1 protein-coding gene is annotated in these 16,507 nt (G+C 46.7%); it reads right to left on the reverse strand.

Annotation, left to right across the window (positions count from 1 at the left end):
• Positions 1–3: 3 nt before the first annotated feature.
• Positions 4–16,467 (reverse strand): non-ribosomal peptide synthetase, encoded by a 16,464-nt coding sequence (locus JMN17_RS05380; protein ID WP_202327735.1) that lies wholly within the window; start codon positions 16,465–16,467, stop codon positions 4–6.
• Positions 16,468–16,507: the final 40 nt, after the last annotated feature.

A 16,507-nucleotide genomic window follows, 5' to 3' on the forward strand; every position in this document is an offset into this window, starting at 1 on the left:
CTCCTATAACAGTTGTTGAATCTTTGTGCTGTCACCCGGGTGATAGCTTCGCAGCTTTTGAATGGCTGAGCTGTGAGTTTCCGGGTAAACTTCAATTGTTTCTTCCATCTGTTCCGCTTCATCATTCATATCGTTTGCCATTTTCATCATCACCAGCTGCTGTAGCGGTCCTCCGAGCAGCAATTCCAATGCCTCCATAGCTTCAGGGGCTTCAATAGAGCCAATGCCTGCCTGAGCCATTCTCTTCTGATAATCCGGTGAGGAAACCACACCGACGCTTCCCCAATAACTCCAATTCATCACGGCTGCTGCACAAGGCCATACTTGAGAAAGCCGCTGTGCAAAAGCATCCTTAAAACTGCAGCCGGCAGCGTAATTGCTTTGTCCCGAAGCTCTCGCAAACGATTGCACGGAAGAGAAAAACAAAACAAAGTCCAGTGGTTCATGCCGGAAAACTTGAGCCATTCGCACACTGACATCTACTTTTGCAGAAAGAACGTTTCTGAAGCATTCCTCGTTCATGTTCATCAGGCTTTGGTCTTGCAAGACAATAGCAGAATGAATGATGCCGTTGATTTCTCGATACATTTGTTTCATTGTTTCATAAGCGCGCTCCAATTCCTCTCGGTTAGCCGCATCAGCATGAATGTAAAGCGGGGCAGGCCCCAGGTGCGAAAGTCTGTCGAGTTTACTTTGAATAGCTGGATCCATTTTTCTTCTGCCAATCCATACGATCTGCGCCTGGTATGTTCTGATCATATATTCGCTCCAGACTTCGCCAATTCCGCCTGCGCCGCCTATAATGACATAAACGCCTCCGCGCTTATACTTATTTTGCACCGGTTGATTGTTGTGCACTGGAATCAAACGCAATTTATGCCAGCTCTTATTCCGGTAGGCCCAAGTATTCCCTTCTTCATCAGCAGGCAAGGAAAAGATTTCAGGCACAGGCAAGTTCTCATGTTTCGTGACATCAATCAGCTTTGTCTGCCAATTTGGATATTCTTTTGCCATCGAACCGATCAGGCCGTGCACACCAGCATCGACCGGATCGACAATATCATGCTGATCAACATATTGCGTGTTCGCCGTCACGACCGTCCAGCGTATCTCCCTCTCTCCATAGCCTAAAGACTGGATCGCCTTAATGATTCTGTATATTTGAATCACGCCTTGACCTTGGGCTTCAATCATTTCGTCACCGACTTCACATTCTGTCACACGAGAAGGAGACAGCCACACAATATGGTCAAACGATCCGAGTGCTTCAAGCTGGTCAGCAATCTCATGAATCGATGTGTTCGGCTCAATGTGCACCCCTTTGGCAAACGGATACTGCCTTTGAACAGCTTTTCTGCTGTTGTCTTCCCCTCCGAGGATGACAACACGCTCATCAGCAGGCGGCATGACGCTCTTCACCAATTGAACTTGATCCCATACCGGCGCCATAAGAAGCGCTCCATCAAGAGATGTCTTGACATCCGGTGACTTCGGCTCATCTTGCGGTTGTATGTCTTCTTCCAGCACCCTTGAGGAAATACCCTTGATTCGCACACACACTCGGCCTTGTTCATCACAGAGATCAATATCCAGTCTCTGTATTCTGTCCTCATTTGGACGAGATGTCACAGAAACCCACATTTTATCTGTACACGGGCTGAATATTTCGAGCTCTTGCAGCGCAAAAGGCAGGGAAAGCTGCTCGTCACCGGAATTCAGTTTCAGCCCGATTGATGCTTGTAAAGCAGAGTCTGCCATACTTGGATGAAGAACAAATTTGTCCAGCGTGTGAGACACACCAAGAGGCAGGGAAAGCTCTGCCAAGGCTTGATTACGGCCAATATAAAGCCGATCTATTCCTTGAAAACCAGGTCCGTAGTCAATGCCGATTGCCTTAAATAATTCATAACATTGCTCGTGGGAAAGGGTGCTTAGACTGCATTGATCTTGAAGCATGCTGATATCCTGAACTGGAATACCTCCTGCTCGGCTGATTGCAGCACTGCCTTGACAGTGTATTTTCCGCCCATTGTGCCCATCCGCAGTATAGATGTTAAAGGCCATCTCACCGTCCTGCTGGGGATCTAGACTGATATCGGCTTGAATAGGCTTCCCGCCCGCCACAATCGGCTGCACCCACACAACATTTTTGATATGGATAACAGCTTGCTCATCTTTGAGTTCTCTCACTGCTCTCGAAACGGCGGCATGAACCATCTCAAGATATGCTACACCCGGCATGACTGGGCTTCCCTTCACCTTATGATCGGTGAAAAAGAACTCAGCACCTGTAAAGGTCGAGCTGAAACGCTGCTCTGACAAATCGGATGTGTTGGACTGTACTAGCGGGTGCAATGCTGCTGTTTCGAAACTATTTGGTTCATGATGCGTGACTGCTTCTTCTTTCATATCCGTTATCCAGTAGCGTTCTTTTGCAAATGGATAGGTTGGGAGGCTGATGCGTTTCGGCTGTTTGCCGCCATACAGTTTACTCCAATCTATTTCCATGCCTTTTATCCATAATTCAAGCAGCCTTTCATATGTTCCGGGCTCCCAGCTGCTTTTGAGCGTTTTCTGTATTTCATCATCTGATCTCAATGTCTGTACAATCCCTTTGTCCGCTCTGCCTGACATGTACTTCGTACTCGCATGTCCGGCTATAAAGAGGTTCAGTTTTTCCAGCAAGTCCTCCGCCGAGACAGCGATGATCCCTAATCTTTCCTCCATTGGATCACGCCCTTCTTGGAGTGTATAAGCAATATCAGTGAGATCACGAGATGTGACAGGTTGGCCGCTGATAAAGTCTGCTAATTGCTGGGCTTGGTCTTTCAGACGATTTTCATCCTTTGCTGACAAGATAAAGATGCCCGGGTGTTGTGCTGTCACAGCTGGCGCTTGTGCAGATCGAGTGGTTTCTTTTGGAATATATTCCTCAATGACCACGTGGGCATTGACGCCGCCTATGCCAAATGAACTAATGCCGGCGCGCCGTGGCAGCTCTCGGCCAGCTTCATCCTGCAGCACTTCCCACTCTTTGGATTCCTGCACAATATAAAACGGGCTGCCTTCCAGTCTGATATACGGATTGATGGTTTCACTGTACAGGCTTTTTACAAGCGTCTTATGTTTTAGCTGCAATAACACTTTAATGACACCCGCCACACCGGCCGCCAGTGATAAATGACCGATGTTAGTTTTCGCTGACCCAAGTCCGCAATGGCTGCCTTGAACAGCCGGGTCACCCGTTTTTTCATACAGCTCTTGAAATGCCGCTTTCAGGCCGTTGATTTCTACTGGATCACCAAGTTCTGTTCCGGTTCCATGCGCTTCAATGTAAGTAACAGTTCTTGGATCGATTCCCGCTTTTTCATATGCTGTTTTTACGACATCCGCCTGAGCCTTCGGATTAGGAGTCGTCAGAGAGTTTGCGCGGCCTCCGTGGTTTACCGCACTTCCTTTGATGACACCGTAAATATGATCACCGTCTCGTTCAGCCGCTGTCAGTTTTTTCAGGAAGAGAATGCCGGCGCCTTCACTGACTGCGAACCCATCGGCTCTATCAGAAAATGTTTTGCACCTTCCTTCTTTACTCAGCGCCCCGGCCTTATCATAAGCGATATGGCCTTGCGGCGTTACGACTGTGTTGACACCTCCTGCAATCGCCATTTCACAGTTTCCGTTTTCAATTGCGCATACCGCATGATGAATGGCGACCAAAGAGCTTGAGCATGCAGTATCTATCGGTTCGCTCGGTCCATGAATGTTCAGGAAATAACTGACCCTATTCGGTCCGGCAGAAGGACTCATATTCGCAGCTGCTGAGCCTTCTATGTCTAGATTTGACAGCAGTGAACTATACCCCGTGTTTCCAGTCCCAATGAAGATGCCCGTTTTGGTTCCTGACAGGCTTCTCGCTGAGTACCCCGCTTCTTCTATCGCCTGCCACGCATAGGTCATTAACAGGCGTTGCTGAGGCTCCATCTGCTCAGCCTCAAGCGGCGATATGCCGAAGAACAATGGATCAAAGTCAGCGACTTCATCAATAAAACCGCCCCATTTGACGTTTGTTTTATTCGATTCTTTTAGAGGGTCTCCGTAATACTCCTGCCAATCCCAGCGGTCTTTTGGAACCTCTGTAATACAATCCGCGCCCGCTTTCAGGTTCTTCCAGTATTCCTCGATGTCCTTTGCCTTCGGGAAAACACCGCTCATCCCGACAATCGCGATAGGCTCAGGCCTATGATCAGCTGTCTTTTCTACTGGCGTTACCGAAGGGTTTACAAAGCGGTTTTCAGTCGAAAACGTCATATTTTTTATATTTTGTTTGACAGGCTGTATCGGCATTTCAGATTCGTTAGACAATTGGGCTGCTGTAAAAGCATTCGGATATTCTTCTGACAGATACGCTGCAAATGCATGAACAGTTGCGTGCTCAAAGAAGATCGTAGGCGTGAGATCCAGCTTGTACTGCTCATTCAGTGTATTTGCGAATTCAGTTAACGTAATCGAATCAAAACCATATTGATTAAACTCCATATCCGTGTCAATCTCTTCAGGTTTGATTTTGAGCAATTGAGAGATTGTTTGCTTCAAAGCTTCTTGAATGTGGTCAAACAAATGGTCTTGACCCATCCTGGCTTCAGGTGTCACCGGTACTTGCGCTGTTTGCATTGGCACATCATCAGAAGACGGCTTTTGAGTCAGCTTTTCCCTCATCATGTCTCTGATCCCTTCCATGACGATGACGTGATCTTTGCCGAATGCCAAACCTTTATACAGCGCCTGAATGCCGGTCTCAGTTCGCATTGGAGTCACACCTGTGTTTTTCAAAGTCATGTTTTCAATTTCTTTATTCGCGCGCATGCCGCCTTCTTTCCAGAGCGGCCAATTGATCGACAGCGTTTGCCCGTGCCTGTACATGGCGGTCACGAGCCCATTTCGATAAGCTGCATAACTGTCCATAAACGCATTAGCCAGCGCATAATCCGCCTGCCCCGCGCTGCCGGCGACACCGGATATTGAAGAAAAGAGGATAAAGAAATCTAACGCGAGATGCTCGGTTGCCTCATCCACATTCACAAGCCCTTTTACCTTAGGAGCAAAAACTTGTGTCAGTTCTTCGTTGGTTTTGTTCATGAGATAGTTATCTTTAATCAGGCCTGCGCTGTGAATGACACCATTCAAGTCTCCGTAATCAGACGTAATGCTTGTGATGAGCCCGGAGGCTTCTTCCGCTTGCGTCACATCAACCCGCCTATATTCTGCTCGGGCCCCTAATCGCTGAAGTTCGTTTAGCTGCGTCTCTTGATCCGCATTCAATGCAGATCTGCCTGTCAGAATGAGCACAGGCTGTTCAGCTTGACGAGCAACCTCTTTTGCAAAAATAAACCCAAGTCCTCCTGCGCCGCCTGTGATGAGGTATACTCCCTTATCTCTCCACGGCAGGCTTATTTCCCGATCAGCCATTTGCATTTCACGCAAATCATTGATGTACCGTTTGCCCTTTTCGTATTTGATGCGCTGATCTCCTGCGTGTCTTTTATTCTCTCTCAGTTTTTCTGCTATACTTTCAATGTTTTCGTTTGAATCGATTTCAATCGTCTGGCCTATCCATTTTTTATTCTCCAGGCTGGCGGTTTTAAGGAGCGCCGATAGCCCTGAAAATGAGTACTGCTTTCTTTCTGCAGAAGTAAGCAGCTGAATCAGGACATTGCCTTGCGGCTTGCTTTTGAGAAGATCCTGTACCGTCTTAAGCGCTTGTTCGGCATAATCTTGGAATCTCTCTGCCAGTCCTTCGCGGAAAGTATCCAAAACGATGCATTCCGCTCCTTTAACTCTTGATTCAATGCTGTCTTTTGTGAGTCCATTCATGTCACAAAGCATGACAATGTGCCGTTCGTAATGAGGCTCAGAATGTTCTTTTTCACAATCCTTAGGCACCCACTTTTCTTCAAACATCAAGGTTTCCAGCATTTGATCAGGTTCCGTCGATCCATTTCCGCCTTCCGCTGCTCTGAAAGATAATCCTTTCAGCCGTACGCAAACTTTGCCGTTCTCATCTAACATATCAATATCCCGCTTTTGTACCTTGTCAGTTGCCTTGCTGCCTTGACTGTATCTTGCGTATACCCACATTTCTGACGAGCATGCTCCAAAGACTTCAATCTCCTGAACCGCAAAAGGCAGTGTCAGTTGGTTATCTCCGGCGCCTGTCAAAATGCTTGACGCCTGCAAAGCAGAGTCCATCAGCCCCGGATGCATGTTGTATTGGCTGAGCGTATTTAAAGCAGACGGATGCAATGACAATCTTGCTAAAACAAAATGTTCGGCTGTATAGATTTTTTCCATGCAGCGATAAGCAGGACCATATTCAAAACCGATCATTTGATAGGTGTCATATACTTCGTCAACGCTGAAATGGCTTTGCTGACACTGCTCCCGCAAGGACTGCAAATCAACCGCCGGCTGATTTTCAGCAGGACTCAATACAGCGCTGCCTTGACTGTAGACGATTGACTGTTCGCCCGCAATGTCTGGATTACCGTAGATTTCATAGGAAATCTCACCATTTTCCTCCGGTAAAAGCTTAATGTGTACGTGCTGAGGCTGGCCCTCTACAACAATGGGGCGCACCCACACCGCGTTCTTTAGCTTCATGGTGCACGGAACACCTTGTACCTCTGCCGCCTGCTCAACGGCAGCCCGCGCCAATTCAAGATGCGCCACTCCCGGCAAGATCCGTTGGCCTTTGACTACATGATCGGCAAGGAAAAACTCTTCTCCCGTATAGATTGAGCTAAACCTTTGTTCCGAGAGGTTCGATGTGTTTTGATGCATTAATGGATGCAGCACGGCTGCGCCAAGGCGGGAAGTGTCTTTGTTTGCTACAGGGCTGCCGCTTTTTTCTATATGATCAGAGATCCAATAACGGTCTTTTGCGAAAGGATATGTCGGCAAGCTGACACGCTTAGGCACATTCTCGCCATACAGTTTCGTCCAGTCTGCATCAAACCCTTTTACCCATAATTCAAGCAGTTTTGCGTACTTTCCCCGTTCCATCCATTTTTCGACGGCTTCTTGAATCTCTTCGTCCTCTGTCAGCATTTGCAGTGTGCCTTTATCAATCCTGCCTCTAAATAAATCTTCCACATCGCTTTTGCCTGCTGCAAAGTCTTTTAACTTTTGCTGCAAATCCTCAACGGAACCGGAAATAATCCCAAGACGTTCTTCCATCGCGTCCCGTCCTGCTTGCAGGGTATAAGCGATGCGGGTAAGATTTGCGTCTCTATATGTTTCCTTATCAAGCGCATCAGCCAGCTGCTGTGCCTGTTCTTTTAGCCGCGCTTCATTTTTAGCCGATAAAACGAAGATACCCGGATGTTCAGGTGTGATGGACGGTATCATCTCATCGGCTGCTTCTGGAATATATTCCTCAATGATCACGTGGGCGTTTACGCCGCCGATCCCAAATGAACTGACACCTGCTCGGCGAGGCAGTTCTTCCCCCTGTTCATTTTTCAGCGCTTTCCATTCTTCCGTTTCCCGTACGATATAGAACGGACTGTTTTTCAGCTGAATGTACGGATTCACGGTTTCGCAATGAAGACTTTTCGCTAAGGTTTTATGCTTAAGCTGCAATAATATTTTAATAACCCCTGCTGCACCTGCTGCCAGCGATAAGTGGCCGATGTTTGTCTTCACAGACCCCAGTCCGCAATAAGGATTGGCTGATGAATCGCCTTCATTCACACCCAATGCTTGAAAAGCTGATTTCAATCCGTTAATTTCAACCGGGTCTCCAAGCTCCGTTCCGGTTCCGTGCGCTTCAATGTAGGTCACGGTTTTCGGATCGATACCCGCTTTTTGATATGCCGACTGAATGACATCCGCCTGCGCCTTCGGATTAGGCGTCGTTAAAGACGCTGCACGGCCGCCGTGATTAATTGCGCTGCCTTTTATGACTCCGTAAATGTGGTCTCCCGCTTCTTCAGCCGCTTTTAGCTTTTTCAGAAATACGATGCCGGCCCCTTCCCCATGGGCAAAACCATCGGCTTGATTTGAAAATGTCTTGCATTTTCCTTCTTTACTGAGTGCGCCCGCTTTATCAAAGCTGATATACACCTCAGGAAGGATAATCGTATTCACGCCGCCGGCTAATGCCATGTCACAAGTGCCTTCCTCAATTGAAGAGATGGCGTGGTGGATAGCCACCAATGAGCTGGAGCAAGCTGTATCAATCGGTTCGCTCGGCCCATGAAGATTCAGGAAATAACTGACCCGGTTCGGCCCGACTGAAGGGCTCGTATTGGCTGCCGCTGAGCCTTCTATTGCCGAGTTGGCTTTTGACAAAAGGGAGCTGTACCCTGTATTTCCGGTTCCAATGAAGACGCCTGTTTTTGTGCCTGACAGACGTTTCGCCGAATATCCTGCATCTTCGATCGCTTTCCAGGCGTAAGTCAACAGTAAGCGCTGCTGAGGTTCCATTTGTTCAGCTTCACGCGGGGAGATGCCGAAGAATAATGGATCAAAATCGGCAATTCCGTCGATAAAACCGCCCCATTTTACATTCGTTTTATTGCCTTCCTTCGCCGGATCCCCTTCATATTCCCGCCAATCCCAGCGGTCTTTCGGAATTTCCGTCATGCAGTCTTGGCCCTCTTTTAAAGCCTCCCAGAACGCATCAACATCTTTCGCCATAGGGAAAATCCCGCTTATGCCTACAATCGCAATTGGCTCATGGCCAGCATCACTTTGTGCGGCGTTTGGCAGTATGACTTGCTGCTTTCGGCGTCTTTTAGCTTTGACATGCAAGGCTTGCTCCTGTTTGGCAGCAGGCTGAACCTGAGCCGATACAGCGCGCACAGCAAATGTGTTCGCAAATACCGCTTGATATTCTTCGGCCAAATGCTTGCCAAACGCATGAATCGTCGGGTAGTCAAAAAAGACGGTTGGCGTCAGCTCTAACTTATAGGCGCGGTTCATATGGTTTGTGAATTCCGTCATTGAGATAGAATCAAATCCATACACCGTCATCTCGGCATGATCATCAATCGTTTCAAGCTTGACCTTTAACAGCTTGGCGACCTCCCGTTTTAACATCGCCTTTACTTTATCCAGCAAACTGTCTGTATCAATGCTTTTTACTTGTTCAGTCAAGTTCTCTGTTTCCTTCTTTTCCATAGGTGCTGAGACGGTTTTTGCGAACATGTTTTGTTTTATCTTATGCCCATCGCCTTCAATCACCATGACTTGGTTTGCTTCGGAATGAAACGCTTGATATAATGCCTGAATTCCTTTTTCTGCTCTCATCGGAACAATCCCGGCCAGTTGCACAAGCCTTTTCTCTGTTTCTTGGTCGACCTTCATGCCGCCCTCTCTCCATAACGGCCAGTTTATGGAAAGTGTCTTTCCGTGCCGCTGGCTGATTTCGGCAAGCCCATTTCGATAGCCTGCATACATATCCATAAATACATTGGCTGCCGCATAGTCAGATTGACCAATGCTTCCTAAACTTCCTGAAAGAGAGGAAAAGAGAATAAAGAAGTCCAATGGCAAGTCCTTGCTCGCTTCGTCTAGGTAAACAAGCCCTTTTACTTTAGGCGCCAGCACGTCGTGCAGGTCTTCTGCCGGTTTATTGACCATGTAGCTGTCTTTGATGATTCCCGCGCTATGAAGAATGCCGTCTAGACGGCCGTACGTTTTCTGAATTTCGTCGATGAGCTGGCAGACTCCAATCTTATCGGACACATCTGTTTGCCGATAGGTGACCTCAGCCCCCTTGTCGCGAAGCTCTTTAAGCTTTTTCCTTTTGCTTTCGCTAAGAGGTGAGCGGCCTGTCAAAATGACTGTCGCATTCTTCGTTTGTTCAGCGATTTCGTTTGCAAAAATAAGGCCTAATCCTCCGGCACCTCCTGTAATGAGATAAACGCCATCGTCTTTCCACGGCTTGCTGATGTCACGGCTGGCCGTTTTGATGTCACGCCAATCAGCAATGTACCGAGTGCCGTTTTGATATTTGATATATGAATCGCTGCTCATTTGATTTTCTTTCAGTTTGCCAGCAATGCTTTCTCCGCTTTCTTCACTGCTGACTTCAATCATTTGGCCGGTTAGTTTGGCATTTTCCTGTCCGGCTGTTTTCAGCAGTCCTGTCAGCCCTGAAAACACCTGCTGTTCTCCTTCGGCAGAGGTTACGACCTGAATAAGCGTGTCGCCTTTCGATTTCGTGCGAATGAGCTCTTGTACCTTTTTAAACACTTGTTCCGTATATGAATGGAAACGCGCCTCCATTGAAGAAGGCCTTGCTTCCAGGCTGAAAACATGGACACCCTTGAGTACTGCTTCAATCTGTTTTCTCGTCTCTTGATCATATTCACATAGGAACACGAGGTGCTCTGCATATTTTTTTGGACCTGCTCCGTCAGCTGCCTTTTGTTCTTGCCAAACGGGCTGAAGCAATAAAGTTTCAGCGTTCATTTTTGATGGTTCGGTTTGTATATCAGCCTCCATTACTCTCGTCGAAAAACCTTTCATCCGCACGTAAATCGTGCCATGCTCATCGCATAGATCGATATCGACTTTCTGTATCAGATCCCCCGGTTTGTTTTTCGAATTGAATTGAACATAAACCCACATGTCAGAAACGCATTGCTGAAAGATCTCAAGTTCCTCCAAGGCAAATGGGAGTGCCGCCTTAAAGTCTTCACTGCGTGAAAGCTCCGCCCTAACGACGTTTTGCAAATATTCAGCCGCCTGTAACGCCCCATCCATTACACTTGGATGAAGAACATAATCGTCTGACGTATGCATGACAGATTCCGGCAGTGATAATTTGGCAAGCAGCTGGCCATCGCCTTTATATACGGCTTCTACACTCTTGTAGCCAGGACCGTAATCGGCACCGATCATTCCTTCATAAAACAGGGCAGCGTCCAACCTGTTTTGATCACATCGGTTTTTGATCTCAGCAAGATCCAGCGCTTTTTCTTGCTTTATCTGAATCAATTCCGCTATCCCCTGGTTATATACAACCGGTTCTGCATCAGCACATTCCGGCTCACCATACATCCGATAAAGAATATGTCCGCCGTCTTCATCATAAAGTCCGATGTTTACTTGAACTGGCTCATTTCCTGCTACAACTGGACGCATCCAAACAACATTTTTCAGGCGGATTCCGGTTTCTTGACCTTCTAAACCGCCAATTCCTTGTTCTATCGCGGCTCTTGCCATTTCAAGCGTGACCGCTGCCGGCAAAATTGCCATGCCTTTAATGATATGCTCGGCAATAAAATACTCTTGTCCTGTAAAGATGGAGCTGAACCGCTGCTCTGACAGAACCGATGTATTATGGTGCACCAAAGGATGCAAACACGATGGTTCAATTGTTGTTACATTGCTGGTGCTGCTTTCAGGCCAGTACCGTTCTTCAGCAAAAGGGTACGTCGGCAAACTGATACGGCGCGGCTTCGTATTTGGATAAAGTCTGCGCCATTCAACATGAAAGCCTTTTGCCCACATCTCAGCAAGCTTTTTCAATTCTTCTTTTGATATTCGTGATGAAGCCAGTTCTTCTGCTTCAGCGTTTCCAAGCAGCTGTTCAGCGGATGTCATTCTCGTTTTTTCTCCTTGGATACTGCCTTCTGCTAGGGTCTTTCCATTCACAAAAGCTTCCAGCTGTTGTTTCCATTCTTCCAGATCGTTCACCATAAAAATGATCCTGCTGTCCATTGCTTCCCGTCCGACCTGGAAGGTGTATGCAATATTTCTTAGAGACATATGCGCTTGCTCGTTTTGACTGATATAGATCAGCAGTTCCTTCACGTATGCTAGGAGCCGCTCGCTATTTTTTGCCGATACAGGAATGAGATAGGGCGGATTGCCTTCGTTCTCCGCTCTCATATCAGAGATGTTTTCATATTGCTCAAAAATAGCATGGGCGTTAGTGCCGCCAAGACCGAATGAGCTCAGAGCCGCCCGATGGACACCTTCTCGTTTCTCTAATGGCTTTCGTTCACGGACTACATAAAAAGGCGAGCTTTCAAACTTTATATTCGGATTCGGCTCAGTGCAGTTGATGGTCGGTGCAAGTTCATTATGGTATAAGCTCATCGCAACTTTAATGCATCCGGCTAGCCCGGCAGCTGTATCCAAATGGCCGATATTCGTTTTCACTGAACCAATTCCGCAAAATTGTTTTTTGTCCGTGTATTGCTTGTACACTTTATTTAATGCGGACATTTCAATAGGATCGCCTAATTTCGTTCCCGTTCCGTGCGCTTCAATATAGCTGACCGTTTCGGGATGAATGTTGGTTTGCTCCAATACATGCTGTATCACTTCTGTTTGGCCTTTTACACTTGGCGCATAGAAGCCGGCCTTATCTGCCCCATCATTATTGATGCCTATTCCGCGCATAATGGCATAAATATGGTCTCCGTCTTTTACGGCATCCACAGCTTTCTTCAGCAGGATAACCGCTACGCCTTCGCCCCCGGCCATTCCGTCTGCTGAAGCATCGAAGGCCTTAACATGTCCGTCGCTTGAAAAATTCAACCCTTTTTGGTGCACGTAGCCGATCGCTGATTGTGCGTGCAATGTTGCGCCTCCGACAAGCGCATATTGAGATTCACCTGATGTCAGGCTTTTGTATGCCTGATACAAGCCGACTAGTGATGAAGAGCAGTTAGAATGAACAAAGTAGCTTGGCCCTTTTAATCCGAGCTTATGTGAGATCATCGTCGGGATGGTTCCGCTTTGGGCTAAAACCCATGAGACATAGCCATCAGGTGATTCATGCCCTTCTATTGCCTCCTTCGGCAATAACGTTCTGTATGAATTGCTGCTTGCAGACATATATACACTTGTAGCCGGAATCTCATTTGCCACATATCCTGCATCCTCAATCGCTTTCCAGGAATGCAGCAATAAAAGGCGGAGCTGAGGGTCCATATACTCAGCATCTCTCGGAGAAATTTGAAAGAAACCAGGGTCGAATAAATCTTTCCCCTCGATCGCAGATTGCACAGGCACATAGTCAGGATGTTGAATCAATTCTTCCGGAACTCCGTTTTCGCGAAGCTCTTCTTCAGAGAAGAACTGAATGCTTTCTTTGCCTTCTTTGATACGATTCCAAAAGTCATGATGATGCTTCGCCTCAGGAAACTGGCAGGATATCCCCACAATCGCAACACTATCGTCAAAATAGGAAGGAATCGTCTGCTGCGAGTATTTTCCATCTTCTTTGAGATCATGATTGTCTTCAATTTGAGTTATGGCTTGATCTGCGTTTTTCATTTCCAAAATGTATTGGCTTATGGCACGGATCGTGGAATGCTCGAATAGCTCAGTGACACTAAACTCACAATCCAATTCTTTTTTGATTCGTTCAGCCACGGCTACAGCCAGAAGCGAATCGCCGCCCGCATCGAAAAATCCGTCTTCCAGCCCAAAGCCGCTGACCTTGAGCGTTTCCTCCCAAATATGAAGCACCTGATCCTCTATTTCCGTTAACTGCAATTGATTTGATTTCTTTCTTTTGAAAACGATCTCGCGTTTTTCCAGTTCTTTACGGTCCACTTTCCCGCTAGGCGATAACGGCATCTTATCTAAGCGGATAAAGTGTGAAGGTATCATATATTCCGGCAGACTGGATTTTAGATGCCGGCGCAATTTTTTTGGATCTGCAGGGGAATGTCCGCTTTTCTCTGTATAATAAGCAGCGAGCTGTTGATGGCCTTCCAGCTGCTTCACCACAACCGCCTGATCTAAAATGCCCGGAAATTCACCCAGCTTTGTTTCTATTGCGCCAAGCTCGACGCGAAAACCGCGTATTTTGACTTGGCTGTCAATCCGTCCTAAATACTCTATGTTGCCGTCAGGAAGCCATCTTGCTGAATCACCTGATTTATAAAGCTTGGTCCCCGGTTCAAACGGATTATCAATAAATTTTTCAGCCGTAAGGCCAGGCTTATGATAGTAGCCTCTTGCCAAACCGGCTCCCGCAATACAAAGCTCACCTGGTTTTCCGATCGGGACAGGCTTCAAATGCCGGTCCACAATATGAATTTTCACATTGGAGACAGGCTTTCCAATCGGTGTATGGTGACTTGCGATGTCTCCTTTTCCGCATCCGAAATACGCAGCGTAAATGGCGGCTTCCGTAGGTCCGTAAATATTTTCAACACGGCAGTTTTTAAAGATCGATACCGCCTTTTTCACTAATTCTTTAGGGAAAGCTTCGCCTGCAACCATCATATACTTGAGCGGTCCATCCTCTGTGAGCTGCTTGTTGTCTTTCGCGGTTTCTAAAAAGACATGCAGCATAGCCGGCACAAAATTAATGTGGCTCACTCGGTATTTTTCTATATAATCCATACACAGCTGCGGTGATTTTTCTCCATTAGGCGGAAGAATCACAAGGTGGCCGTTTCCGATAAACCATCCGAATAATTCCGAAATCGATACATCGAACACATAGTTCGTTTTCAGTAAATATGCATCCTCAGCAGTCACGGGATAGTGAGATTCTAGAAAATTCAGGGTATTCATAATGCTTCGATGCTCTACCATTACCCCTTTAGGCTGTCCTGTGCTTCCCGATGTGTAAATGATATAGGCGAGATGCTCCGGTTTTACTTCCCGCTTTAAATCGCTGCTTTGCTGATCTGTATAACCGTTTCGGCAAGCCAACTCGATATCGATTGCTTTTACATCGCTGCCAGTTAATCGGCTGATCGAATGACGAACGTTAGGTTGGGTCAGGACAATGGATGCCTGACTGTCTTCGAGCATGTACTTTAACCGTTCTTGCGGGAAGCTTGGATCTAACGGCACATACGTTCCGCCGGCTTTCAGTATTCCTAAAATCCCGATAATCATATCAAACGAACGCTCTGTACAAATTCCAACAGGGTGTTCAGGTCCAACCCCCTGATGTTGAAGATAGACTGCCACAGATGTGCTTTTTTCATCTAGTTCTTTATATGTAAGAGACCTGTCTTCGAAAATCACAGCAACCGCATCCGGGTTTTGTTTCGCTTTTTCCTCGAATACTTCATGTATACACTTGTCATTTGGCGTGTTTGTCCCTGTCGCATTCCATTGTTCCAGCAAACTATTTTGTTCTTGATTTAACTGAAAAGAGTAAGTTTCAAGCGGCAAAGACGGATCCTCCATCATGTGCTGCGCGAGCTTCATATAGTTCTCCATCATACCTTCAATGGAGGACAATTCATATAGATCAGGATTGTACAAAAGATGAAGCACTGTATCATTTTCTTGCTCATATATTTCGAGTGCCAGCTCAAATTCTCCCTCTTGCCGAATATCCTCCATATATTCAATGCCAAGCGTTTGATATGATTCGAGCACTTTTTGTAAGCCTGTTGTCTGAAAGAAGTTTTGGTACAGAAAGGCTGTTTGAAAAACCGGCGAATCCGCTGCCGAGCGGTCTACATTCAGCTCTCTTACCAATGCAGGGAACGGATACGCCGCATGGTCCAGACCGTCAGCCATTGTCAGCTGCAGCTCCCGAATGAATGCTGTAAATGGCTGAGATCCGAGATTCCTGCTCCGAACAGCCATCATGTTGATAAAGTATCCGATAGTAGATTCAAAACCATCTTCTGGCCGCCCCATTGTTGGGACGCCGACAATGATATCCTTTTGTTTTGTATAATGATGCAGCAATACTTTGTAAATGGACAGCAACACAACCGATTCATTCACTTGATACGTGCGGGCAAACGATTTGATTTGTTTTCTCAGGTAATGGGGGAGCAAGCTTTTATAAGCTTGCCCCTTGAATTTTCGCGCGGAAGACCGCGGACGGTCAGCCGGAAGATCAAGAACTGGCAGATTCCCAGACAACTGTTCTTTCCAGTAAGCGAGATGCTCTTCCCCTTCTCTGCCATTCAGCATCCGGGTTTCCCATTTGACAAAATCATAATAATCAGCCGTTAGCGTCTGCTGCACCGGTTCAACCCCATTCAGCAAATGTTGATACGCCTCGAAAAGCGACGATATCAAAGTCAGCATCGACACACCGTCAAATATGATATGGTGAATCGTGATGAGCAAAATGCATTCTTCGTTTGACCGCTGAAAAAGATGTGTGCGCCATAACGGACCAGCTTCCAAACGAAAAGGTACTTTTGCTTTTTCTTTTAGAAAAGGCAGTATCTCTGCTGATTTCATATTCGATATATCCTCTTCCTCAAAAGAAAGAGCCTCTGAAGACTGAACCGTTTGAAATGGTATGCCATTCTCCTCTTGAATCACACTGGTTAAAACAGGATATTGTCTCTGTACAAACAGAAGGGCTTTCTTGAACGTCTCTGCATGTATTGGTTTAGTGATGCGAAAGCATAAAGGAATATGATAAGCACTCATTTCAGGAGACATTTTTTGAAGCATCCACAGCCCTTTTTGCCCTTCTGAAAGCGGGCTTTTGAACTGCCGCTTCATGCCTTGAAGATGTTGTTCCACCTCAGAAATGGTTAATTCT

This window comes from Bacillus sp. RHFS10 (assembly GCF_016757475.1).
GTDB lineage: Bacteria > Bacillota > Bacilli > Bacillales > Bacillaceae > Bacillus > Bacillus subtilis_G.